Origin of the sequence: Azospirillum sp. INR13 (assembly GCF_015390205.1) — a bacterium.
Classification (GTDB): Bacteria; Pseudomonadota; Alphaproteobacteria; order Azospirillales; family Azospirillaceae; genus Azospirillum.
Genome location: NZ_VUOI01000031.1, coordinates 1 through 23,104 on the forward strand (window position 1 = coordinate 1; position 23,104 = coordinate 23,104).

Below are 23,104 nucleotides of genomic sequence, written 5' to 3' on the forward strand. Positions count from 1 at the left end.
AACCGTGGTCGGCCGCTTCGACCTCGGCCCATCTGTGGATCGGCCGCGCATTCCGCCGACTGGCCGCACAACTGGGGCATGGTGCTGGAGCCGTCGACAACAGCCCGTGGATACCACGCCCGGCGCCGGCGCATTCCGGATCGCCGGCCTGGCGCCGGTGTGTAAAACAGTCGCGCTTCGACGACCTCGCCGAGGATGAGGCGATGCGCATGCACGACATCGGTCTGCGTGCGGGCAAGACCGATCCGCTGCTGATGATCGAGGATGTCGCAAGGCCGTCACCAGTGGCGGCGGGTCAAGCTCGCCACGCTGGAGGATGGGACCATCCCCGTCACGCAGAGCGACGGCGACCTGTGGTCGCCACCCTGAAACTGCTGGATCATCGGATGACGACGACCCGCCCGACCGCGGCGATCGAGCGTTTGCGCGACCGCCACACAACGAGAACGCTTACGATCCGGAGGAAAACCCCGGTGGGCTGGATGAGTCTGATGACGGGCTGACGGCCGGCCATGTCACCAACTTTCCGGCGGCGTTGGCGGATGTGGGGGACGCGGCGGCCTATGTGGGAGAGGCGGCGGCCGATGTCAGCGCGGATGCGGCGGTGGCGCATGGCGACCGCCTGGCAGCCGATGCGGCGGCGGTGGAGGCGGCGCGGCCGCAAGGGCAGAGGCGGCGCAGTCGGCACTGACGGCGGCCAGCATCGTCCAGCACGTCGACGTGACCGAGATCGTGGGGCTGCCGCCGGTCGTCGATCTGCGCTTCTGCGATCCCGGCGGGCGTGCCGGCCTGGGGTGATACAGGGCGGGTCGGGCAAGTGGGTGCGGGCGGACAGTCGGGCTGCTGACCTACGTGCCGGCGGGAGTGCCGCCTATCGAGTATGACGCCGCCGGGGCGGTGCTGGGTCTGCGCTGTGAACGGTTGGCGCCCAACCTCTTGACGGCCAACAACGGTGCCTTTGACGCCGGGCCAGTGGACCCGCGTCGGCGCCAACCGTTGTCGCGAATGCCGGCGATCGGCCCGGACGGGGCGGCGACCAGCCGACAAGGTGGTGGAGGATGGCAGCAATGGTGTTCACACCGTCTACCAGGGCTCCACGGCGACGGCGGGTGCGGTGTGCTGTGGGTCGGTGTATGCCGCGCCCGAGGCCACGCACCCGCGGCGAGTTGATGCTGTACAATCCCGACCGATGGCATCATTTGCCTTGCGCATTTCGACCTGTCGACCGGCGCGGTCGCGCTCGCCACTGGCGTCGGCGACTGCGGCATTGAGCCGTGGGGCCGCTACTGGCGGCCGTGGGTCAGTGGCACCGCCACCGTCGCCGGCACTGCGCTCTATGTCCGGCTCAGATCGGCCACAGGGGCTACGAGCTATCAGGGCGACGGCGTCAGCGGCATGTACCTGGCGGCGGCGCAGGTGGAGCCGGGCACGCGGCCGTCCTCTCCGATCCCGACGCCCACCGGGACGGTGACGCGCGGAAGTGACGCCAGTGCTTTGCCCCTGGCGTCGGTGCCGGGGTGGTCGGCGACGGAGGGCGCGCTGTTTATCAGCTTCAGGCCGCTCGGGGCCATGCAGACCGGCAACTTGGTCTCGCTGCACGACGGGAGCGCAGCCAATTTCCTGCGACTGCTGATCAGCGCCGGGTCCCTCTCCTACGACATCACGGCCGCCGGAGCGTCTCAAGGCTCTCTGCCGGGTGGGGCGGTGGTGGCGGGCATGCCCAAGCGCGTGGCGATCACGTGGCGGGCCGGTAGTTTTGCAATCAGCGCTCAAGGTGCGGGCGCCTGCTACGGCGGCCTCTGGCGCGGTGCCTAATGGCCTGACGACGCTTGGGATCGGCGGGTTCGCCGCGTTCAGCGGGTATTTCGGGCACATCGACCGCTTGACCGTGTGGTCTCGCTCCGTGGGCGTCGACACCCTGCCGCTTTTGACTGCTGCGTAGGAGGGGAAATGCAGACGCTGAGATTGAGGGCAGGAGACGAGCGGGCGCTCATCTCTGCCCTGCCGATGCTGCGGGTGACCGATCCCGATGATGGCGAGCGGTGGCTGACCATCTGTCATGCCTGCTACGTCGATCCCATCGGCCCGCTGGTGCTGACGCCGTCTCTGATCGATCCGGCCAGCGGGCAGGAGGTCGCGCCCGCAGTGGTGGACGCGCGGTGGCACCTCAACATCATCGGCCCTCGCGCCGGCGCTGATCCAGAGGCATGGGCGGCCATCGTGGTCGCCGCCGCCCCCTACACGCTGGCCGAGATCGCCGCCCCGCGGCGGGGGTGGCAGCTATGAGGTACATCGCAAGTCGTTATCGCGCCGGCCTGATGGGGCCGGGGCATGTCGAGGCGGTCGAGCAGCTGCCGGGGCTGGTTGCCACGGTGGCCGCGCACACGGCCGGCCTGACGGCGGCACAGGCAACGGCCGGCGCCGCCCTGCCGCGGGCGGGCGGCGCTCTGACGGGTCCTGTCACCTCCTACGACCTGCAGGTGATGGACGCGGCCACCGTCTCCCTGGATGTGCGGCTGGGCCAAGTGTGGGACTGGACCGTGCCCGCCGACCGGACGCTCGGGCCATTGCTCGCGGTCGGGCTGGCCGACTTGGGGGCGGCGGCGGTCTGGGAGGGGGCGATCTTTCTCCACGCCACCAGTGCCGCGACCGTGACCATCGACCCCAGCTACAAGCTGCCCTCTGGAGCCGCCTACACCATCGTCATGGCCGCCGGGGACGTGTGGCGCGTGCACATCCTGTATCGGAGACGTCGGGGCCGGGCCTCGGCCAGCATCGCCAAGGAGACGCCGTAATGCTGTCCAGTGGCGGCGGGTTGATGATGGCCGGCGAGCGGCGGCTCAAGCGCTACCGCGCGCGCCTGCTGGGCGGCACAGGCGGTGCCGGCGGCGCTGACGGCTCTGTCGCTGGTCAGGATGGCCTCAATGCCATCAATGTGGGGCTTGGGGCGGTGCCGGTCGAATTCGACTTCTATGCCCCACAAGGTGATCTTGCGGAGATCATCATTGGGCGGCGCGGAACCGGGGGTAAGGGTCGCCGGGCGCGCCTCGATCCGGATCCGCGATTTGACCAGGGGGGTGCCGGGGGCGGCGGATGGGGCTGGCGCGTCGGCGGGCGTGGCGGCTGTCCAGGGACGGTAGGAGCCGCCGGGTATGGTGGCGGCGGCGGTGGGTCGACGGCTCTGCGCGTGGCCAGCGTGCTGCGTGGCGTGGCGCCCGGCACGCCGGGTGGCAAGGGCGCCTGTGCCGCCGGTCTATTCATCGTCGCGGACCTCGACCGGTATACGGCTGGCACCTATGCCGGGGCCGACGGTGCAGGGCAAGAGGGTGCATCCCCACCGCCTGGACAGGAGGGGTGTGGCAGCGGCGGCGGTGGTGGCGGGCATGACAAGGGCGGCAATGCTGGCAACTGGGGAAGCGACGCCGGCGGGCCGGCCAGCAACAGTTGTCGCGGCAACAGCTTCAGCGCGGCCGACAACCTGCCCTACAGCGGCACCATTGGCGACTACAGCGCCTTCGCCGGTCGTGGGGAGGGTGGCCTCGGCACCGCGTCGGGTGATGGTGACGGCGCCGATGGGCAGGACGGAAGGGTCATCCTAGAGGATGTCGAGACCGGGCAGAGCTACGTCTACGACGTCGATGCGGCGGTGGCGCTGCCGTAACGTCAAACCACGCTGCGTCTCACGTCAAACCATTTTGCGCGCTACACGCTGGAGGATGCGCAGGATCGCGCGGTCCTGGTCGTCGAGCTGATCCGGAGGCCGAGCGGTTGTTGAGCGCATGGGGGCTCTTGCGAAATAACGATGCGTCGATGGGGCAAAACTTAAGCGCTCAGCGCCATTCCGTCACAGTATCTTTTCGTCCGCACCCACCCTCAATCCGGAGCCCCCGAGCGTGGCGAACGCCTCCACCGATCCGACGACCGCCGGCAGGACGGAGCCTGCGGCGCTTCCCCTGCTTCTCCTGCTGGCCTCGCTGCTGTCGCAATATGTCGGCGGCCGCATCGGCCAAGTCGCTGTTCCCGCTGGTGGGGGCGGAGGGCGTCACGGCGCTGCGGGTCGGGCTGTCGGCGCTGATGCTGGCGGCGATCCTGCGGCCCTGGCGCAGCCGACCCGGCCGCGGCGATCTGCGCAACCTGCTGGTCTACGGCACGACGCTGGGGGCGATGAACCTGTCGATCTACCGCGCGATGGAGCTGATCCCCATCGGCATCGCCATCGCCATCGAGGTGACCGGGCCGCTGGCGGTGGCGCTGCTCGGCTCCCGCCGGCTGAAGGATTTCCTGTGGATCGCTTGCGCCGCGGCCGGGCTCGCCCTGCTGCTGCCCTTGCAACAGGCGGCGACCGCGCTCGACCCGCTGGGCGTCGTCTATGCGGCGGCGGCGGCGCTTTTCTGGGCACTCTACATCGTGTTCGGCAAGCGCGCCTCTTCCCTGCCCGGCGGACAGGCGGTGGCCTGGGGCATGCTGGTCGCCGCCAGCTTCACGGTGCCGCTGGGGATCGCCCATGCCGGCGGCGGATTGCTGGTCCCGTCCGTGCTGGCGGTCGGCCTCGCGGTGGCGGCGTTGTCCAGCATGCTGCCCTACACGCTGGAGATGATGGCGCTCCGCCGCCTGCCCGGCCCCGTGTTCGGCCTCGCCGTCAGCGCGTCGCCGGCCGTGGCGGCGCTGATCGGCTTCCTGATGCTGGGCGAACGGCTGAGCTGGGTGCAGTGGGCGGCCATCGCCTGCATCATGTGCGCCTCGGCCGGCAGCGCGCTGGGCAAAGCCAAATCAGGCTGATCGGCGTTCTGCAGCTTAGGCCGGTACGATGCGGACACCCGCCGCGTGAGCCGCCCTGCCCGCTCGCCGTCGAGGCCGCGGTCGCAGCAGAGGATGTCGAAGCTGTCGAGCTTGGCGAAGAAGGCCGGCTTGACCTGATCGAACTTGCTGGTGTCGATCACCAGCGCCTTGGTCACGGCGTTGGCGATGGCGGTCTGCTTGATCTCCACCTCGTGGAAGTTGGAGCAGCTGATTCCCAGCGACTCGTGCACGCCGCCGGCCGAGATGAAGGCGGTGTTGATGCCGATGCCGCGCAGCATCTCCAGCGACTCAGGGCTGGAGAAGGACGCCGACGAGGCGTGATAGAGGCCGCCCAGCATGACCACGCGCACGCCCCGGCTTGCGGCAGACGATCTCCGCGATGTTCATGGCGTAGCAGACCACCGTGATCTGGCTGTCGGCCGGGATGCGGCTGGCGAGGTGGGTGGTGGTGGTGCCACAGTCGATGAACACCGTCTCCCCAGGCTTCAGCAGGGTCGCCGCCGCCTCGCAGGCCGCCCGCTTCATCTCGATATGGGCGTCGCGCTCCCGGTCCAGCATGTAGCCCATGCCGCCGCTGCTCTCCAGCCCGCCGGCGATGTAGCCGCCGAGATAGGCGAAGCGCCCGCCGCAGGACGCGATGTCGCGCCGCACCGTCATCTCGGAGACGCCCAGCAGCCGGGCCGCGTCCTTCAGCCGAAGATATCCGCCGGCATCCAGCGCAGTCTGTAACCGGTCGAGGCGATCGGCCCTTCTCATCGACATATCCGCATCCCGTAGCGCTTCCCACCCGGCCGGTTCCGCCCTGCCCGGGCACGGCCGCAGCCTACAATCCAAACGGGTTAACCCCAATGGCGCGATCCCCGGAACGGCATGGCCGTAGCCAAACTCACAATCGCATGCATTGATCTTGACACACTGCGCGGCAGCGTGAAACTATCCTTTCAGAAAATGTTAGGATGTTAACACCGGAACATACGGGGTTGGCATCACGGCGACAATCGAGGAGAGGCCCGGCGAAAAGGGTCTCCCCGGGAGGACCAAGATGCCCGTTCCCAGCGTCCCGACGGAGTCGGCCGGTCTGGCTCCGTTCATCGACCACACCATCCTGCGCCCGGACGCCCAGCCTGCCGATGTCGAGCGGCTGTGCGACGAGGCGCGCGCGCATGGCTTCAAGGCGGTCTGCGTCAACCCGGTCTTCATCCCGCTGGTGACGGAGCGGCTGGCCGGAACCCCGGTGGCGCCCTGCGCCGTGATCTGCTTCCCCTTCGGCGGCCGACCCCACGGCGATCAAGGCCGACGAGGCGGAATGGGTGGTCCGCCACGGCGCCCGCGAGGTCGACATGGTGATCCCCATCGGCCTGCTGAAGGCCGGCCGGACATCGGAAGTCCGCGACGACATCGCCGCTGTCAAGCGCGCCTGCGGCGACGCCCTGCTTAAGGTCATCATCGAGACCTGCCTGCTCACCGACGACGAGAAGATTCTGGCCTGCCGCTGTCGCAGGAGGCCGGGGCCGATTTCGTCAAGACCTCCACCGGCTTTCGCCGGGGGCGGCGCCACCGTCGAGGATGTGGCGCTGATGCGCCGCACCGTCGGCGACGAAATGGGCGTCAAGGCGTCGGGCGGCGTGCGGACGACCGAGGATGCCCGCCGCATGATCGCGGCCGGCGCCTCGCGCATCGGCGCCAGCGCCAGCGTGGCGATCGTCGGCGGCTGACGCCGCAGACCCTTGCCGCACAGCGTGCTGGTCGGGCGGGTGTTCCGTCCGTCCCAGCCGGCACGGCATCACGAAAAACGGAACGCGGAAGGGGGTGGCAAACACCCCGGCGCCGTCGGCGGGTCGAGGTTTCCCCCTCCCCCACCTTGCGGCGCACATCGCCTGCCATGGGAGTCACGCCAACATGAAGAAGTTGCTGTCTTCGCTCATCGTCGCCGCGTCGCTGGTCGCCGGGCCGGCGATGGCCGCCGATCCGGTTCCGACCCCGGATGCCGTCAAGACGCTGAAGTCCGACGCCACCAAGAAGAAATACTCCCATCGCCACCGTGGTGAAGGTCGACGGCATCGCCTGGTTCGACCGCATGCGCGACGGCGTGAAGCAGTTCGCCGGCGACACCGGCCACGACACCTGGATGGTGGGGCCGAGCCAGGCCGACGCGGCGGCACAGGTCCAGCTGGTCGAGAACCTGATCGCCCAGGGCGTGGACGCCATCGCCATCGTCCCCTTCTCCGTCGAGGCGGTGGAGCCGGTGCTGAAGAAGGCGCGAGACCGCGGCATCGTGGTGATCGCGCATGAGGCGTCGAACATCCAGAACGCCGACTATGTGCTGGAGGCCTTCGACAACTTCGCCTATGGCGCCAAGCTGATGGAAGTGCTGGGCAAGGCGATGGGCGGCGAAGGCAAGTATGTCTGCACCGTCGGCAGCCTGACCTCGAAATCGCAGAACGAGTGGATCGACGGCGCCATCGCCTACCAGAAGCAGAATTTCCCCAAGATGCAGATGGTGACCAACCGTCTGGAGACCTATGACGACGCCAACACCGACTACAACAAGCTGAAGGAAGTCCTGACCACCTATCCGGACCTGAAGGGCATCATCGGCGGCCCGATGCCGACCTCGGCCGGTGCCGGGCGTCTGGTGGCCGAACGCGGCCTGAAGAACAAGCTGTTCTTCTCCGGCACCGGTCTGGTTTCGGTCGCCGGCCAGTATCTGGCCCAGGGCGACATCCAGTACATCCAGTTCTGGGATCCCGCGGTCGCCGGCTATGCCATGAACATGATGGCGGTGATGGCCCTGGACGGGAAGAAGGACCAGATCAAGGCCGGCCTGAACCTGGGCCTGCCCGGCTACACCAACCTGACCACGCCGCAGGGCGCCAAGGCCAACCTGCTGTACGGCCAGGGCTGGGTCGGCGTGACCAAGGAAAACATGGACGCCTACGACTTCTGATGACCTGAAGGCGGGCGCCGATGGCCGGCGGACGGCTGCCGGCGCCCCCGTCTTCATCCTTTCCTCGAACCGCCGGGCGGAAGACATGTCAGACGGTTTCATCGAACTCCGGAACATCCGGAAGGTGTTTTCCGGCGTCGTCGCGCTGGACGCCATGTCCCTGGTCATCAAGCCCGGCGAGATCCATTGCCTGGCCGGAGAGAACGGGTCGGGCAAATCCACCGTCATCAAGATCATGTCCGGCGTCTACCAGCCGGACGGCGGCGAAATCCTGATCGACGGCAAGCCGGTGCCGGCCATGTCGCCGATCGAGGCCATCGCCCACGGCGTCCAGGTCATCTACCAGGACTTCTCCCTGTTCGGGAACCTGACGGTCGCCGAGAATCTGGCGATGAACGTCCATCTCGGCGAGAAGCGGCGCCTGATGAACTGGCGGCGCACCCGCGCCATCGCCCGCGAGGCGGTCGACCGGCTGGGCGTGGAGCTGGATTTGGATGCGGAGGTCGCCTCGCTGCCGACCGCCGGCAAGCAGCTGGTCGCCATCGCCCGCGCCCTGATGTCCGACGCCCGCCTGATCATCATGGACGAGCCGACCACGGCCTTGACCCGCAAGGAGGTCGAGACGCTGTTCCGCATCGTCCGCGACATCCAGGCGCGCGGCATCGCCATTCTGTTCGTCAGTCATAAGATGCGCGAGATGCTGGAGATCAGCGAGCGCATCACCGTCATCCGCAACGGCCGCAAGGTGGCTGAGGGGCCGACCGGCGACTTCGACGAGGCGTCGATCACCCGCCACATGACCGGCGGCGACATCCTCAACGAACCCTATGTCTGGACCCCGCCCGCCGGCACGCCGGTGCCGCCGCGGCTGGAGATCCGCGGCCTGACCTTGCCCGGCAAATGCGAGGGGCTGAACCTCGCCATCCGGCCGGGCGAGATCGTCGGGTTGTCGGGCCTGCTGGGCTCCGGCCGCACCGATCTGGCGCTGGCGCTGTTTCGGCATGGTCCCGCGCCATGAGGGCGAAATCCTGATCGACGGCGCGCCGGTGCGGCTGCACTCGACCCAGGAGGCCATCGCCGCCGGCATCGCCTATGTCCCGGAGGACCGGCTGACCGAAGGGCTGTTCCTGCCGCAGAGCATCAAGCGCAACATGCTCGCCACCTCCTACGAACGGCTGGCGCGCAAGCTGGTGATCGACCGCGAGCGGGCGGAGGAGATGACGCAGGGCATGGTCCGCGCCATGCAGATCGCCACCCCCACTGCCGAGAAGCCGGTGATGCAGCTGTCGGGCGGCAACCAGCAGCGCGTGGTGTTGGCCCGCTGGCTGCTGACCGATGCACGCGTGCTGATCCTCAACGGTCCGACCGTCGGCGTCGATGTCGGATCGAAGGCGGAAATCCACGCCAAGATCCGCGAACTGGCGCAGCATCACGGCCTTGCCGTGCTGATGATCTCCGACGACGTGCCGGAGCTGGTGCAGAACTGCAACCGCATCGTGCTGATGCATCGCGGGCGCTTCATCGAGGATCTGCCTGCCGCCGACGTCACCGAAGAGACGGTCAGCGACCGGCTCAAGACCTTTACCTAGGGGAGGAACCGATGGCCCTGCTCCGCCGGTCGGAAACGGTCATCGCGGGCATCCTGCTGCTCGCCATGGTCCTCATCGGCACGATCAACCCTGCCTTCTGGCAGCTCGACAACCTCTTCAGCCTGATGCGCAGCAACGTCATCATCGGCATCATGGCCCTGGGCGTGCTGCTGGTGCTGATTTCCGGCGGCATCGACGTGTCCTTCCCGGCCTTCGCCGTCGCCTCCATGTACCTGACGATCAAGGGCATGCTGGCGCTGGGATACAATGGCGTCGTGCTGCCGCTGCTGGCCGCCACCATCATGGGGCTGCTGTTCGGCGCGGTGAACGGCTTCTTCGTCTACAAATTCCGCATGATCCCGCTGATCGTGACGCTGGGCACCAGCGCCATGGTGCGCGGCTTCCTGCTGGGCGTCGTCGGCACCAGCATGATCAACATCAACAAGATGCCGACCGCGCTGATCGACTTCGCCCGCACCGACGTGGTCAGCGTGACCAAGGCCGACGGCACCACCTACGGCCTGACGGCGATGGTGCTGATCTATGTCGGGCTGGCCGTCGCCATGCATCTGGTGCTGCGCTACACTATGATCGGCCGCAGCGCCTATGCGCTGGGCGGCGATCCGGAGGCGGCGCGGCGCGCCGGATTCGACCTGCGCAAGACCATCTTCTTCATCTATTGCGTCGCCGGCGCCCTTGCCGGCTTCGCCGGCCTCTTGCACAGCGGCATGATCTGGCTGGCCAACCCGCGCGACTTCGTCGGCCTTGAGCTGGACGTGATCGCCGCGGTGGTGCTGGGCGGGGCGTCGATCTTCGGCGGGCGGGGCAGCGTTCTCGGCACCATGCTCGGCGTCTTCATGCTGGTGATGGTCAAGAACAGCCTGATCATCATGCGCGTGGACACCACCTGGCAGCTCGTCGTCGTGGGGTCGATCGTCATCGTCGCGACCGCCCTGTCGGCCTGGCGCGACCGTCGCCGGACGGCGTGAGGAGGCGGATCATGAAGGCACAGATGAACATCCGCAGTCTGCTCAACCGCGACAACAACATCGTCCAGCTTCTGGTGATGACGGTGCTGATCTTCGCCGTGATGACGGCGCTCAGCCCCGACAAGTTCCTGCGCTACTATAATTTCGAATCCATCACCTACATCTTCCCCGAACTGGGGCTGCTCTCCATCGCCATGATGATCGCCATGCTGACCGGCGGCATCGACCTGTCGGTGGTGGGTGTCGCCAATCTGTCGGGCATCCTGGCCGGCGTGCTGTTCCACAAGCTGGCGGGTGCGGCCGGTATCGCCGACGCCGGCATCCTGACCGTCCTGCTCGGCGGGGTCGTCGCGCTCGGCACCGGGCTGGTGGCGGGGACGGTGAACGGGCTGCTGATCACCCGGATGGGCATCACGCCGATCCTGGCGACGCTGGGCACGGGACAGGTCTTCACCGGGCTTGCCATCGTGCTGACCGGCGGGCCGGCCATCGTCGGCTTCCCCACCGCCTGGGCCTTCCTCGGCAACGGCAAGATCCTGGGACTGGCGACGCCCTTCGTGCTGTTCGCGGTCATCGCCGCCCTGATCGCCTTCATGCTGACCCGCACCGCCTTCGGCATCAACCTGATGCTGATCGGCACCAACCCGAAGGCGGCGCTGTTCGCCGGGCTGAAGCGGGAGCGCATGGTGCTCTACAGCTACATGCTGACGGGCGTGCTGGCGTCGGTCGCCGGGATCATCCTGTCGGGGCGGACCAACGCGGCGAAGTCGGACTACGGCAACTCCTATCTGCTGCAGGCGGTGCTGATCGCCGTGCTGGGCGGCACCAACCCGGCCGGCGGGCGCGGCACGGTTCTGGGCATCACCATCGCCGTGGCGGCCCTGATGCTGCTGTCGAGCGGCTTCCAGATCCTGCGCTTCTCAAACCACCTGATCGACTTCATCTGGGGCGCGTTCCTGCTGCTGGTCATCGTGATCAACGCCTACAAGAACCGCACCCGCTAGCCCGCTTCTTCGGGGGACCTCCCATGAACGTCCGGACCGCGATCCATTTCCGCAAGAGCTTCTTCGGCGAGGCGGAGCGCCCGATCGCCGAAGCGCACGGCATGACCGCCAGCCTGTTCCGCTACGACAGCGGGATCGAGGCGGTGCGGCTGTCCAACCGGCGCGGCCATCTGGTGGTGCTGCCCTATTACGGGCAGATGGTGTGGGATGCCGTGTTCGACGGCGTCGACCTGACCATGGCGAACATGTTCGACATGCCGCGCCCGGCCAGCGAGATCGTCGGAACCTACGGCTGCTTCGCCTTCCATTCCGGGCTGCTGCGCAACGGCTGCCCCGGTCCGCAGGACAGCCATCCTCTGCATGGCGAAATGCCCTGCGCGTCGATGGACGCCGCCGGGCTGGAGGTGGGGGAGGATGACGAAGGGCCGTACATGGCGTTGACGGGCCGGCGCGAGTATGTGATGGGCTTCGGCGCCCATTACGTTGCCCGCCCGCGCGTGGTTTCTGCGCCCCGGCTCCGCCCTGTTCGACATCCGGATGGAGGTGGAAAACCTGTCGGGTGCGACGATGGACCTGATGTACATGTGCCACGTCAACTTCGCCTTCGCCGAGGGCGCGCGCATCGTCCAGCCCGCTCCCTTCACGCCGGAGGCGACGGCGGTGCGCACCGCGGTGCCGGCCCATGTGCCGCGCAGCCCCGCCTATGACGCGCTGCTGTCCGACCTCGCCCGCGATCCGGCGGTGATGGAGGTGCTGGACGAGCCCGAGCGCTACGACCCGGAGCAGGTCTTCTACATCCGCGGCCTGCGCACCGACGAGGATGGCGGCACCGCCGTGATGATGCGGCGGCGGGAGGGCGACGCCTTCCACATCGCCTACAGCACGCGGGAGTTCCCCAAGACGGTGCGCTGGGTGCTGGTCAACAGCGACCAGAAGGTCTGCGCCTTCGCCCTGCCCTCCACCTGCGAACCGGAGGGCTACAATGCGGAGGCGATGAAGGGCAATGTCCAGACACTGGCGGGCGGCGAGACGCGACGTTTTTCCGTACGCCTGGGCTACCTGACCGCCGACGAAGCCGAAGCCGAGGAATGCGCCATCCGGGCGCTGTGATTTAGGGCGCTGTGACAAGGAGATACCGAAGATGGGCAAGATCGCCGTGGTCGGCAGCAACATGGTCGACCTGATCACCTACACCGCCCGCATGCCCGGCCCCGGCGAGACCATCGAGGCGCCGCGCTTCGAGATGGGCTGTGGCGGCAAGGGCGCCAACCAGGCCATCGCCGCCGCCCGGCTAGGGGCCGAGGTGATGATGGTCACCAAGGTCGGCGACGACATCTTCGCCGACAACACCATCCGCAACTTCGAGGCGTCGGGGATCGACACCCGCTATGTCGAGCGCGTGCCCGGCACCTCCAGCGGTGTCGCCCCGATCTTCGTCGAGCCGTCGGGCGAGAACAGCATCCTGATCATCAAGGGCGCCAACGCCCTGCTGTCGCCCGCCGACGTCGACCGCGCCGCCGACGATCTGAAGGGCTGCGACCTGATCGTCATGCAGCTGGAAGTACCGCTGGAGACGATCTACCACACCATTGAATTCGGTGCGCAGCACGGCATCGAGACCCTGCTGAACCCGGCCCCGGCGCCCGCCGACCTCGACCCCAAGCGCATCGAGCAGGTGACCTTCCTGGTGCCGAACCAGACCGAGCTGGCGACCATCTCCGGCTTGGCCGTGAATTCGGAGGCGGAGGCCGAGACGGCGGCGCGCTCCCTGATCGAACGCGGCATCCGCACCGTCATCGTCACGCTGGGCGCGCGCGGTGCACTGCTGGTGACGAAGGGCGAGGACACGCGGCGGATCGAACCGGTGCGGGTCACGCCGGTGGACACCACCGGGGCCGGCGACGCCTTCATCGGCAGCTTTGCGCGTTATTATGTGGAGAACCGGGACCTCGACGCCGCGCTGCACATGGCGGTGCGCTATGCCGCCGACAGCATCACCCGGCCGGGAACCCAGAAATCCTATGCCAGCCGCGAGGCGTTCGAGGCGTTCTGCGCCAGCCTGTAACTGTCAGACGGAGGACATGCCATGACGCGCGCCGTGATCGGGGTGGATGTGGGGACCGGCAGCGTCCGCGCCGGCATCTTCGACCTGGCCGGCCACCGGCTGGCCGCAGCCTCCCGCCCGATCCGGATGTGGAAACCGGAAGCGGAATGGGCGGAGCAGTCCTCCGACGACATCTGGAGCGCGGTCTGCGCTGCCGTGCGCGAGGCGATGGAGGGTTGCGCCGAAAAGCCGGAGGTGGTCGGCATCGGCTTCGACGCCACTTGCTCGCTGGTGGTGCTGGACGCCGCCGGACGGCCGGTAACGGTCGATCCGGCTGGGGACGACGCCCGCAACGTCATCGTCTGGATGGACCACCGCGCCATCGACCAGACCGACCGCATCAATGCCGGCGGCCATGAGGTGCTGCGCTATGTCGGTGGCCGGCTGTCGCCGGAAATGCAGACGCCCAAGCTGCTGTGGCTGAAGGAAAGGCTGCCGCAAAGCTGGGGCCGGGCGGCCCATTTCTTCGACCTGCCGGACTTCCTGACCTGGAGGGCGACTGGATCGACGCGGCGGTCGCTGTGCTCGCTGGTGTGCAAATGGACCTATCTCGGCCATGAGGGACGGTGGGACGATTCCTATTTCCGCGCCATCGGGCTCGGCGATGTGGTGGATGAGGGTCATGCGCGCATCGGCACCGATGTCGGGGCGGTCGGCAGCGCCATCGGCGGCGGCCTGACCGTCGAAGCGGCGCGCGAACTTGGCCTGACGCCGGGCATCGCGGTCGGCACCTCCATGATCGACGCCCATGCCGGCGGGATCGGCGTCATCGGCGCCCCTGTATCCGCCGGGGAGGTCATCGACTACGACCGGCGGCTGGCGCTGATCGGCGGCACGTCGAGCTGCCACATGGTGATGAGCCCGGCTGTACCGCGATTCATCCCCGGCGTCTGGGGACCCTACCACTCCGCCATGCTGCCGGGCCTATGGCTGAACGAAGGCGGGCAGTCGGCGACCGGCGCGCTGATCGACCATGTGGTGCAGGGCCATCCCCGCCATGCCGATCTCGTTGCCGAAGCGCAACGGCGCGGCACGACCGTCTACCAACTGCTGAACGACGAACTTGCCGCATTGGCGGAGCGCAGCGGCGGGCCGATGGCGATGCTGACCCGCGACCTGCATGTGCTGCCCGACTTCCACGGCAACCGCTCGCCGCGCGCCGACGCCAGCCTGCGCGGCGCCGTCAGCGGGCTTCGCCTGTCGGACGGGTTGGAGGATCTGGCGCTGCTCTATCTGGCGACGGTGCAGGCGGTGGCCTACGGCACCCGTCACATCGTCGCGGCGATGAACGACACCGGCTACGCCATCGACACCATTCTCGCCTGCGGCGGCGGCACCAAGAATCCGGTGTTCCTGGAGGCACATGCCGACGCCACCGGCTGCACCCTTGTCCTGCCGGAGGAACCGGAGGCGGTGCTTCTGGGCTCCGCTGTTCTGGGGGCCGTCGCGGCGGGCGCCTTCCCCGACATCGCCGCCGGCATGGCCGGCATGACCCGCGCCGGCCGCAGCATCGAGCCGGCCGAAGGGCCTTTACGCGCCTATCACGACGCCAAATACAGCGTCTTCCTGCGGCTTCACGACGACCAGATGGCTTACCGCGCCCTGATGGCCGCCGCCGGGTGACCCCTCCGCCACGTCACTGTCCATTCACTCCGGCAGCTGCCCAGGATTTGGGCGGCCTGCCTGGAATGCATGTGCATGCGCGGATTTTGGGCACTCCTATCCCCCTGATCTTCCATGTGCCCACCTCCATGGACCGCGGGAACCGCCGCGTTCCGCCGGTTGCCCACTCTGGCCCGTCTTTTGCGATGCAGCGTGAAATCCTCCGATCGGGTCGGCAGGCAGGCCGATAATCGGGATTGACAGGGGGCGCCGGCCCTCGTTAACGTTGGGACAAGAATTAATTGGGCGAATAATAAAATTGCCTAACCGTATGGAATACGGCGCATAAGCACCCCGAATGGGGGCAACCCCTGCGCGCGCCTTCGAACAGGCACGGCACCCGCGCAGGCGTGGGATCACGACCAGTTCCACACATTCCCCAAGGGACAGGAGGGTTTAAGATGTACCGCAATGTTCTGGGATGCGCGCTTGCGGCCGGCGTGGCCGCGTCCGGTATCGCCGCATCGGGTTCGGCCAACGCGCAGGACAGCGTGAAGATCGGCCTTGTAGAGCCACTGACGGGATCCGTCGCCTATAACGGGAAGTCGGTGGTCGAAGGCGCCAAGCTGGCGGTCGAGCAGATCAACGCCAAAGGCGGCGTGCTCGGCAAGCCGGTCGAGCTGGTGATCGAGGATGGGCAGTGCGCCCCCGCAAACTCGGTCAACGCCGTCGAGAAGCTGGTGCAGAAGGACAAAGTGGCCGTTCTGGTCGGCGCCTTCTGCAGTTCCGCCACCGCGGCGATCATGCCGGTGGCGGCGAAATACAAGATTCCGCTGGTGACCGGCGTGTCGTCGAGCGCCGCGCTGACCGAACAGAACAACCCCTGGTTCTTCCGCGCGGCCGAAACCGATGCGCTGATGGCCAAGGCCTTCGCCAAGATCCTCGCCAACGATCTGAAACTGAAATCCGTCGCCTATGTCGGCGTCAACGACGACTGGGGCCGCGGCGGGGTGGAGGAATTCTCCCGCGACCTGTCGGCGCTGGGCGTGAAGACGGCCCTGACCGAGTATTTCGACCACGGCTCCACCGATTTCTTCACCCTGCTGACCAAGCTGCGCGCCGCCAAGCCCGACGGCATCTTCGTCGCGGCGGAAACGCAGGACGGCTCGATCCTGGTCAAGCAGCTTCAGGAAATGGGCGTGCAGAGCAAGGTGTTCGGCGTCGGTTCCTGGGCGACCGCCGACTTCATCAACCTGACCGGCGACGCGGCCGAAGGCATCTATGCGGCCGTCCCCTACGTCTCCAGCGTCGACACCCCGCGCAACAACGAGTTCGTGAAGGCCTATGAGGCCAAGTACAAGGTGAAGCCCGGCAAGTACGGGGCGGCCGGCTACAACGCGCTGAACATCACCGCGCAGGCCATCGCCCAGGCCGGCAGCACCGATGCCGAGGCCATCCGCACGGCACTGGGCAAGACCGACTACAAGGCGCCAAACGGCGAATACCGCTTCACCGCCAAGGGCCAGGCCTATGGCTTCGACGCCGTGCTGGTCCGCATCGAAGGCGGCACGCCCAAGGTCGTCGCATCCTCCCCCGTCGAAGCGCCGCAGTAAGCCGGCACGGCCCCACGCCACAGCGAGGCTGAGACTGCAATGGATCTGTTCCTGCAATTCCTGACCAACGGGCTGGTGGTCGGCGTTTTCTATGCGCTGTCGGCGCTGGGGCTGACGCTGATCTTCGGCCTGATGCGGGTGGTCAACTTCGCCCATGGCGAATTCTACATGCTGGGCGGCGTGGTGGGGTGGTTCGTCACCACCCACCTCGGGCTCGATTTCTTCTCAGGGCTGGTGCTGGTGGCGCTGGCGATCGGCAGCTTCGGCTGGCTGGTGGACCGCTTCCTGATCGAGCGCGTCCGCGGCCAGGGCGAGGAGCCGGGCATCCTGCTGACCATCGGCCTGTCGATCTTCCTGGTCAACATCACCCTGCTCGCCATCGCCCGGCGCCGCTGAAGGTCGCCCGCGCCATCACCGAAGGGCCGATCTTCCTCGGTCCCGTCACCATCACCAAGATGCGGCTGCTCGCGATGGTCATCGGCGTCGCGCTGATCGTCGGCGCGCACGCCATCATCCACCGCACCCGGCTGGGCAGCGCGATGCGCGCCACCTTCCAGGACCCGATGGCCGCCAGCCTCGCCGGCATCCGCACCAAGCAGGTCTACGCCGCGACCTTCGCGCTGGGCTGCACCCTGTCGGCGCTGTCGGGCATGCTGCTGGCCAGCATCTATTCGGCGCAGGCGTCGGTCGGCGGGCTGGTCAGCCTGAAGAGCTTCGTCGTGGTGATCCTGGGCGGCATGGGCAGCTTCCCCGGCGCCATCGCCGGCGGACTGCTGCTGGGCGTCGCGGAGGCGCTGTGGGGCGGCTATGTCGCCACCGGCATGGTCGACATCATCGGCTTCCTGCTGGTCATCCTGATCCTGGTGCTGCGGCCGCAGGGTCTGTTCTCGATCCGGGCGGAGAGGGCCTGACATGACGCTCGAACGCAACATCCTCCTCGGCCTCGGGGTCCTGGCGGCGCTGCTGCCCTTCGCGATCACCGACCAGTACATCCTGCACCTCGCCATCATGGCGATCTTCTACGCCATCCTTGCCAACAGCCTGAATCTGGTGGTCGGCTATGTCGGCGAGTTCTCGCTCGGCCACACCGCCTTCCTCGGCACCGGCGCCTACACCGCGGCGCTTCTGTCGGTGAATGCCGGCTGGCCGATGTGGGCGGCGATACCGGCGGCGGGCGTGGTGGCCGCGCTGTTCGGGCTTGCCATCGGTGCCATCACGCTGCGCCTGCAGGGTCCCTACTTCGTCATCGTCACCCTGTCCTTCGCCGAGGTGCTGCGCATCGTCGCCAACAACTGGATCGCCGTGACCAACGGTCCGATGGGGCTGGCCGGCGTCGGCCAGGGCGGCATCGCCGACAAGAGCGCCTTCCTCGCCATCGCGCTGGGGCTGGCGGCGCTGACCTTCTACCTGTCCTACCGCTTCGTCTATTCCAATGCCGGCCGCGCCGCGGTGGCGGTGCGCGAGAACCGCTACGTCGCGCAATCCATCGGCGTGAACCCCTTCGGCACCGCCATGCAGGCCTTCGTCCTGGGCGCCTTCCTGGCGGGGTTGGCCGGCGGTTTCTATGCCTTCTACATCTCCTTCGTCGGGCCGGAGGTGTTCCGCTTCGCCTTCATGGCGACGATCATCATCATGGTGCTGATGGGCGGCAAGGGCACGCTGCTGGGCCCGGTGGTGGGGGCGGTCATCGTCACCCTGCTGGAGGAATATCTGCGCGAGTTGCAGGAGCTGCGCCTGTCGCTGTTCGGGCTGATCGTGATGGCGATCGTTCTGTTCCTGCCCAACGGCCTGATGGGTTTCGTCGCCCGCCGCCGCGAACAGCGCGGCGACGCCCCGTCCTCTCCCCCGCCATCGAGGAGCGCACCGTATGACCGCCCTCCGCAACAGCGAGCCGCTTCTGCGGGCCGAGAACCTGACGATGCGCTTCGGCGGCATCACCGCGGTGAAGCAGGTGGGGTTCGCGGTCGCTCCCGGCGAGATCGTCGGGCTGATCGGCCCCAACGGCGCCGGCAAGACCACCTGCTTCAACATGCTGACCGGCTTCTACACGCCGACCGAGGGCCGGGTCTTCTTCAAGGGCACCGACATCACCAGCCACAAGCCGCACGCCATCGCGCGGCTCGGCCTGATCCGCAGCTTCCAGAAGACCAACGTGATGAAGCGGCTGACGGTCTTCGAGAATGTGCTGACCGGCCATTACATGGAAGGCCGCCAGTCGCTGCTCGCCACCTTCTTCCCCGGCGAGAAGGTCCGCCGCGCCGAACGCGAGGCGCGGGAGAGCGCGGCCGCCATCGTCGAGACCATGGGCCTGTCCCGCCGCATGAACGCCCCGGCGCATCTGCTGTCCTGCGGCGAGCTTCGCCTGCTGGAGGTCGCCGTGGCACTGGCGGCCAAGCCGACCCTGCTGATGCTGGACGAACCGGCCGCCGGGCTGAACAGCCACGAGGCCATGCAGTTCGGCGAAACGCTGAAGACGCTGGTCGGCAAGGCGGTGCAGTCGCTGCTGATCGTCGAACACAACATGGAGCTGGTCATGGGGGTGTGCGACCGCATCGTCGTGCTGAATTTCGGCCAGATGCTGGCGGAAGGCGAACCGCGCGCGATCCTGGACAACCCGAAGGTCGCCGAGGCCTATCTTGGCAAGGCGGCGGCATGAGCACGATCACCATGGACGCCCCGGACGCAGCCGCAAGCGCGGCGGAGCCGGTGCTGCGGGTGCGGGACCTGCATGTTTCCTACGGCAGCACCGCGGCGCTGCACGGCATCTCGCTCGACGTCCATGCCGGGGAGACGGTGGCGCTGATCGGCGCCAACGGCGCCGGCAAGAGCACGACGCTGCGCGCCATCTCCGGCCTGCTGAAGGCGCGGTCGGGGAGCATCGCCTGGAACGGCAAATCGATCGCCAACCGCCCGGCGGAGGAGATCGTCGCCGCCGGCATCGCCCATTGCCCGGAGGAACGCCATGTCTGGCCCGGCATGACGGTGGAGGAGAACATCGCGCTCGGCGCCTATCTCTGCCGCTCGAAGGACGAGGTGCGCACCCGTATGGGCATGGCCTTTCACCGCTTCCCGCGCCTGCGCGAGCGGGCCCGGCAGATGGCGGGCACGCTCAGCGGCGGCGAGCAGCAGATGCTGGCCATCGCCCGCGCGCTGATGTCGGAACCCCGCCTGCTGATGCTGGACGAGCCCAGCCTGGGCCTCAGCCCACGCATGGCCGAGGAGGTGTTCGAGGTGGTGCGCGCCATCAACGCCCATGGCGTCACGGTGCTGCTGGTCGAACAGAACATCCACAACGCGCTGGCGGTCGCCAGCCGCGCCTATGTGGTGAAGACCGGCCGCATCGCCGCGGCCCGTCCGGCCGCCGAACTGCGCGGCGACCCGGAACTGCTGAAGGCGTATCTGGGCGGGTGAGCGGCGGGCGCGTTAGACCCCCACCCTGACCCTCCCCCGCTGGGCGGGGGAGGGAACTGCCGCCGCCCTTCCGAAGCAGCACTTGCCCCCTCCCCCGCCCAGCGGGGGAGGGTCAGGGTGGGGGCAGGCAGCAACCAACCCACTGAGGCCAAGCGCAAATAGTAATTAAACAGCCGGCCGATTAATTATCGGCATCTCCCTGAAGGAGGGATAGAGTGAGAAGCAAACCGCGGATTGGAATCGTCGGCGGCGGCATCGGCGGCGTGGCGCTGGCCGGCTGCCTGCTGCAACGGGGCTTCGAGGTGCGTCTGTTCGAGCGCGCCGGCGGCTTCGGCGAAATCGGCGCCGGCATCCAGATGACGCCGAACGCCGTCAAGGTCATCAAGACCCTGGGCCTGCTCGACAAGATGCTGGAGGCGGGCTTCCTGCCGCAGGCGCTGGTCGGGCGCAACTGGCGCACGGCGAGGGAGAATTTCCGCACGCCGCTGACCGACTGCCCGACGCTGTACGACGCGCCCTTCATCCATATCCACCGCGCCGACCTGCATGCCATCCTCGCCTCGGTGGTGCCGGAATCCATCGCGACCTTCGGCGTCGGCTGCACCGGCGTCCGGCAGGAGCCGAACGGCGCCGTCGCCAGCTTCGACGACGGCAGCGAGTATGAGGCCGACCTGATCGTCGGCGCCGACGGCGTGCGCTCCGCCGTGCGCACCGCCCTGTTCGGGCCGGAAGCGCCGCGCTTCACCGGCCATATGTGCTATCGCGCCGTGGTGCCGGTCGGCGGCCCGGTGGATTTCGTGGCGCCGGAGGCGTCCTTCTGGTTCGGCCCGAAGAGCCATGTCGTCACCTACTATGTCCGCGGCGGCAAGGCGGTGAACATTGTCGCGGTTGCCGAGACCAGCGAGTGGGTGGAGGAGAACTGGAACGCGCCCAGCAGCCGCAGCGAATTGCTGAGCGCCTTCCAGGGCTGGCACCGCAATGTGGAGACGCTCTTCCAGCGGGTGGACACCGTCTACAAATGGGGCCTGTTCGACCGCGATCCGATGACGAGCTGGTCGAAGGGCCGAGTGACTCTGATGGGCGACGCCGCCCACCCGATGCTGCCCTTCCTGTCGCAGGGTGCCGCCATGGCGATCGAGGACGCCTATGTGCTGGCGGCTTCGCTGGACGGCCATGATCGCGACGTGCCTGCCGCCCTGCGCGACTATGAGCGCGAGCGGCTGCCCCGCACCAGCCGGGTCCAGTTGGAGGCGCGGGAACGCGGGCGGACCTACCACCTGCCCTCGCCCTTCGCCCAGGCCAAGCGCGACTTCGTCTATTGGCTGCGCGGCCTGATCAACCCGCAGGCCACCGGCATCCAGGCCAACTGGGTCTACGAATACGACGCCCGCAAGTTCCGCCCCGGCGTCGCCGCCGCTTCCGAACTCGCCGCCTGAGGACGCCCGCAATGACCATCCGCACCTATCGCATCGGCCAGATCGTCCCCAGCTCCAACACCACGATGGAGACGGAGATCCCGGCGATGCTGACCGCCCACGCGCTGGCGCACGGCACCCGCTTCACCTTCCATTCCAGCCGTATGCGCATGAAGACGGTCGCCAAGGAGGAACTGGCGGCGATGGACGGCGAGTCCGACCGTTGCGCGCTGGAACTCACCGACGCCCGAGTCGACGTGCTGGGCTATGCCTGCCTCGTCGCGATCATGAGCATGGGCCGCGGCTATCACCGGGTCTCGCAGGAGCGGCTGCAGGGCCGCACGGTGGAGAACGGCGCGCCGGCCCCGGTCATCACCAGCGCCGGCGCCCTGGTCGATGCGCTCCCCGTCATCGGCGCCAAGCGCATCGCCCTGGTCGCCCCCTACATGAAGCCGCTGACCAAGCTGGTCATCGACTACATCGAGCATGAGGGTGTGGAGGTCGCCGACTGGCGGGCGCTGGAGATCCCCGACAACATCGCCGTCGGCCGCCACGACCCCGAACGCCTGCCGGAAATCGTCGCCGGCATGGACACCCGCAACGTCGATGCAATCGTGCTGTCGGCCTGCGTGCAGATGCCGTCGCTGCCGGTGATCGCGAAGGTCGAGGCGATGACCGGCAAGCCGGTGGTCACCGCCGCCGTCGCCACCACCTACGCCAAGCTGAAGGCGCTGGATCTGAAGACGGCAGTGCCCGGCGCCGGTGCGCTGCTGTCCGGCGCCTATTGAGGGAGAACGGCATGGACAGCACCTTCCAATACGGCGCCAACATCCGCGCCAACGGCATCCGCCAGCATTACCTGCGCTATGGCGGCAGCGGCCGTCCGCTGGTGATCGTGCCGGGCATCACCAGCCCGGCGCCGACCTGGGGCTTCGTCGCCGAACGCTTCGGCCGCAACTTCGACACCTATGTGCTGGACGTGCGGGGCCGCGGACTGTCGGAAGCCTCGGACAGCCTCGACTACGGGCTGGACGCCATGGCCGCCGACGTGGCGGCCTTCGCGGCGGCGCTGGGGCTCAAGGACTATGCGCTGGTCGGGCACTCCATGGGTGCGCGCATCGGGCTGCGCGCGGTCAGCCGTCATGGGGCCGAGCCCGGCTGCCTCGTCATGGTCGATCCGCCGGTGTCGGGGCCGGGCCGCCGCCCCTATCCGGCGCAGCTTCCCTGGTATGTCGATTCCATCCGCCTGATGACTCAGGGTGCCGATCTGGAGGCGATGCGTCCCTTCTGCCCGACCTGGACCGACGAACAGCTGCGCCTGCGCGCCGAATGGCTGCACACCTGCGACGAGCGGGCCATCGTCGCCGCCTATGAGGGCTTCCGGACCGACGACATCCACGCCGATATCCCACGCGTCCGCTGCCCGGCCCTGCTGATCGCCGCCGGTCGCGGTGACGTGATCCTGCCGGATGAGGAGGCGGAGATCCGCGGCCTCAACCCCGCCATCGGCGTCGTCCGCGTGGAGAACGCCGGGCACATGATCCCCTGGGACGACGAGGAAGGCTTCTACCGCGCGTTCGGCGATTTTCTCGGCAAGCCGGTCTGACCCCCAACAGAAAGGACCCCCGCG

Annotated in this window: 26 protein-coding genes and 2 pseudogenes; 25 read left to right on the forward strand and 3 right to left on the reverse strand. The window is 68.0% G+C overall.

Going from position 1 to position 23,104, the window contains the following annotated elements; genetic code table 11:
* On the forward strand, positions 1-503 hold a 503-nt coding region (locus F1643_RS18070; RefSeq protein WP_194914602.1), incomplete at its 5' end, for a hypothetical protein.
* A 41-nt stretch (positions 504-544) separates the two neighbouring features.
* Entirely contained in the window at positions 545-691 is a 147-nt protein-coding gene (locus F1643_RS18075) for a hypothetical protein (protein WP_194914603.1), read from the forward strand.
* Positions 692-1,373: 682 nt separating this feature from the next.
* On the opposite strand, the gene F1643_RS18080 is transcribed toward F1643_RS18075, so the two are convergent.
* Complete coding sequence (locus F1643_RS18080) at positions 1,374-1,571, reverse strand: hypothetical protein (RefSeq protein ID WP_194914604.1); 198 nt, start codon at positions 1,569-1,571, stop codon at positions 1,374-1,376.
* Between F1643_RS18080 and F1643_RS18085 the strand changes: the two genes are divergently transcribed.
* The 5 genes from F1643_RS18085 to F1643_RS18105 all read left to right on the forward strand — a co-directional run bounded on the left by F1643_RS18085 (position 1,570) and on the right by F1643_RS18105 (position 4,779).
* A complete protein-coding gene (locus F1643_RS18085; RefSeq protein WP_194914605.1) occupies positions 1,570-1,815 on the forward strand; it encodes a hypothetical protein in 246 nt (81 codons plus the stop codon). The genes F1643_RS18080 and F1643_RS18085 overlap by 2 nt on opposite strands.
* Before the next feature lie 135 nt (positions 1,816-1,950).
* On the forward strand, positions 1,951-2,286 hold the full coding sequence (locus F1643_RS18090) for a hypothetical protein (RefSeq protein WP_194914606.1): 336 nt from the start codon (positions 1,951-1,953) through the stop codon (positions 2,284-2,286).
* The gene (locus tag F1643_RS18095) at positions 2,283-2,795 is read left to right on the forward strand and encodes a hypothetical protein (RefSeq protein ID WP_194914607.1); all 513 of its coding nucleotides are present in this window, start codon (positions 2,283-2,285) and stop codon (positions 2,793-2,795) included. Before F1643_RS18090 ends, F1643_RS18095 begins: the two co-directional genes overlap by 4 nt.
* Positions 2,795-3,661 (forward strand): hypothetical protein, encoded by an 867-nt coding sequence (locus F1643_RS24280; protein ID WP_194914608.1) that lies wholly within the window; start codon positions 2,795-2,797, stop codon positions 3,659-3,661. The genes F1643_RS18095 and F1643_RS24280 overlap by 1 nt, the downstream gene beginning before the upstream one ends.
* 326 nt (positions 3,662-3,987) lie before the next feature.
* A complete protein-coding gene (locus tag F1643_RS18105; protein WP_255542999.1) occupies positions 3,988-4,779 on the forward strand; it encodes an EamA family transporter in 792 nt (263 codons plus the stop codon).
* Positions 4,780-4,919: 140 nt separating this feature from the next.
* Here the strand turns inward: F1643_RS18105 and F1643_RS23845 are convergent.
* Together F1643_RS23845 and F1643_RS23850 are read right to left on the reverse strand one after the other, a co-directional pair.
* Positions 4,920-5,138 (reverse strand): annotated as a pseudogene (locus F1643_RS23845) (DeoR/GlpR transcriptional regulator); the annotation flags it as partial.
* Entirely contained in the window at positions 5,089-5,556 is a 468-nt protein-coding gene (locus tag F1643_RS23850; protein ID WP_255543000.1) for a DeoR family transcriptional regulator, read from the reverse strand. The gene F1643_RS23850 and the pseudogene F1643_RS23845, both read right to left, overlap by 50 nt.
* Positions 5,557-6,110: 554 nt before the next feature.
* Here F1643_RS23850 and deoC point away from each other — a divergent pair.
* From deoC to F1643_RS18190, 18 genes and pseudogenes are all read left to right on the forward strand, one after another.
* On the forward strand, positions 6,111-6,515 hold the full coding sequence (gene deoC / locus F1643_RS23860; protein WP_370540682.1) for a deoxyribose-phosphate aldolase: 405 nt from the start codon (positions 6,111-6,113) through the stop codon (positions 6,513-6,515).
* Between the two features lie 326 nt (positions 6,516-6,841).
* On the forward strand, positions 6,842-7,747 hold the full coding sequence (locus F1643_RS18120; protein ID WP_370540683.1) for an autoinducer 2 ABC transporter substrate-binding protein: 906 nt from the start codon (positions 6,842-6,844) through the stop codon (positions 7,745-7,747).
* A gap of 85 nt (positions 7,748-7,832) precedes the next feature.
* Positions 7,833-8,765, forward strand: coding sequence for an ATP-binding cassette domain-containing protein (locus tag F1643_RS23865; RefSeq protein ID WP_255543002.1), 933 nt, complete (start codon positions 7,833-7,835; stop codon positions 8,763-8,765).
* Positions 8,749-9,336 (forward strand): ATP-binding cassette domain-containing protein, encoded by a 588-nt coding sequence (locus F1643_RS23870; protein ID WP_255543003.1) that lies wholly within the window; start codon positions 8,749-8,751, stop codon positions 9,334-9,336. The genes F1643_RS23865 and F1643_RS23870 overlap by 17 nt, the downstream gene beginning before the upstream one ends.
* A gap of 11 nt (positions 9,337-9,347) precedes the next feature.
* The gene (locus tag F1643_RS18130; protein WP_194914609.1) at positions 9,348-10,325 is read left to right on the forward strand and encodes an ABC transporter permease; all 978 of its coding nucleotides are present in this window, start codon (positions 9,348-9,350) and stop codon (positions 10,323-10,325) included.
* Between the two features lie 11 nt (positions 10,326-10,336).
* Positions 10,337-11,329 carry an ABC transporter permease gene (locus F1643_RS18135; RefSeq protein WP_194914610.1) on the forward strand — a complete coding sequence of 331 codons (993 nt, stop codon included), beginning with the start codon at positions 10,337-10,339 and terminating at the stop codon, positions 11,327-11,329.
* Between the two features lie 537 nt (positions 11,330-11,866).
* A complete protein-coding gene (locus tag F1643_RS23875; protein ID WP_255543004.1) occupies positions 11,867-12,439 on the forward strand; it encodes a DUF4432 family protein in 573 nt (190 codons plus the stop codon).
* A gap of 31 nt (positions 12,440-12,470) precedes the next feature.
* Positions 12,471-13,394 carry a ribokinase gene (gene rbsK, locus F1643_RS18145; protein WP_194914611.1) on the forward strand — a complete coding sequence of 308 codons (924 nt, stop codon included), beginning with the start codon at positions 12,471-12,473 and terminating at the stop codon, positions 13,392-13,394.
* 21 nt (positions 13,395-13,415) lie between these two features.
* On the forward strand, positions 13,416-15,056 hold the full coding sequence (locus F1643_RS18150; protein ID WP_194914612.1) for an FGGY-family carbohydrate kinase: 1,641 nt from the start codon (positions 13,416-13,418) through the stop codon (positions 15,054-15,056).
* 440 nt (positions 15,057-15,496) lie between these two features.
* A complete protein-coding gene (locus F1643_RS18155; protein ID WP_194914613.1) occupies positions 15,497-16,648 on the forward strand; it encodes a penicillin-binding protein activator in 1,152 nt (383 codons plus the stop codon).
* A gap of 39 nt (positions 16,649-16,687) precedes the next feature.
* A complete protein-coding gene (locus tag F1643_RS21810; protein ID WP_206692551.1) occupies positions 16,688-17,044 on the forward strand; it encodes a branched-chain amino acid ABC transporter permease in 357 nt (118 codons plus the stop codon).
* A gap of 59 nt (positions 17,045-17,103) precedes the next feature.
* On the forward strand, positions 17,104-17,559 hold the full coding sequence (locus tag F1643_RS21815; RefSeq protein ID WP_206692552.1) for a branched-chain amino acid ABC transporter permease: 456 nt from the start codon (positions 17,104-17,106) through the stop codon (positions 17,557-17,559).
* A gap of 97 nt (positions 17,560-17,656) precedes the next feature.
* Positions 17,657-18,358: pseudogene (locus F1643_RS18165) on the forward strand (branched-chain amino acid ABC transporter permease); the annotation flags it as partial.
* 157 nt (positions 18,359-18,515) lie between these two features.
* Positions 18,516-19,304 carry an ABC transporter ATP-binding protein gene (locus F1643_RS18170; RefSeq protein ID WP_194914640.1) on the forward strand — a complete coding sequence of 263 codons (789 nt, stop codon included), beginning with the start codon at positions 18,516-18,518 and terminating at the stop codon, positions 19,302-19,304.
* Entirely contained in the window at positions 19,301-20,059 is a 759-nt protein-coding gene (locus F1643_RS18175; RefSeq protein WP_255543008.1) for an ABC transporter ATP-binding protein, read from the forward strand. Before F1643_RS18170 ends, F1643_RS18175 begins: the two co-directional genes overlap by 4 nt.
* A gap of 215 nt (positions 20,060-20,274) precedes the next feature.
* Positions 20,275-21,495, forward strand: a complete 1,221-nt coding sequence (locus tag F1643_RS18180; RefSeq protein WP_194914615.1) for an FAD-dependent monooxygenase — start codon at positions 20,275-20,277, stop codon at positions 21,493-21,495.
* An 11-nt stretch (positions 21,496-21,506) separates the two neighbouring features.
* Positions 21,507-22,262 (forward strand): Asp/Glu racemase, encoded by a 756-nt coding sequence (locus tag F1643_RS18185; protein ID WP_304488783.1) that lies wholly within the window; start codon positions 21,507-21,509, stop codon positions 22,260-22,262.
* Between the two features lie 11 nt (positions 22,263-22,273).
* The gene (locus F1643_RS18190) at positions 22,274-23,080 is read left to right on the forward strand and encodes an alpha/beta fold hydrolase (RefSeq protein ID WP_194914616.1); all 807 of its coding nucleotides are present in this window, start codon (positions 22,274-22,276) and stop codon (positions 23,078-23,080) included.
* Positions 23,081-23,104 lie beyond the last annotated feature (24 nt).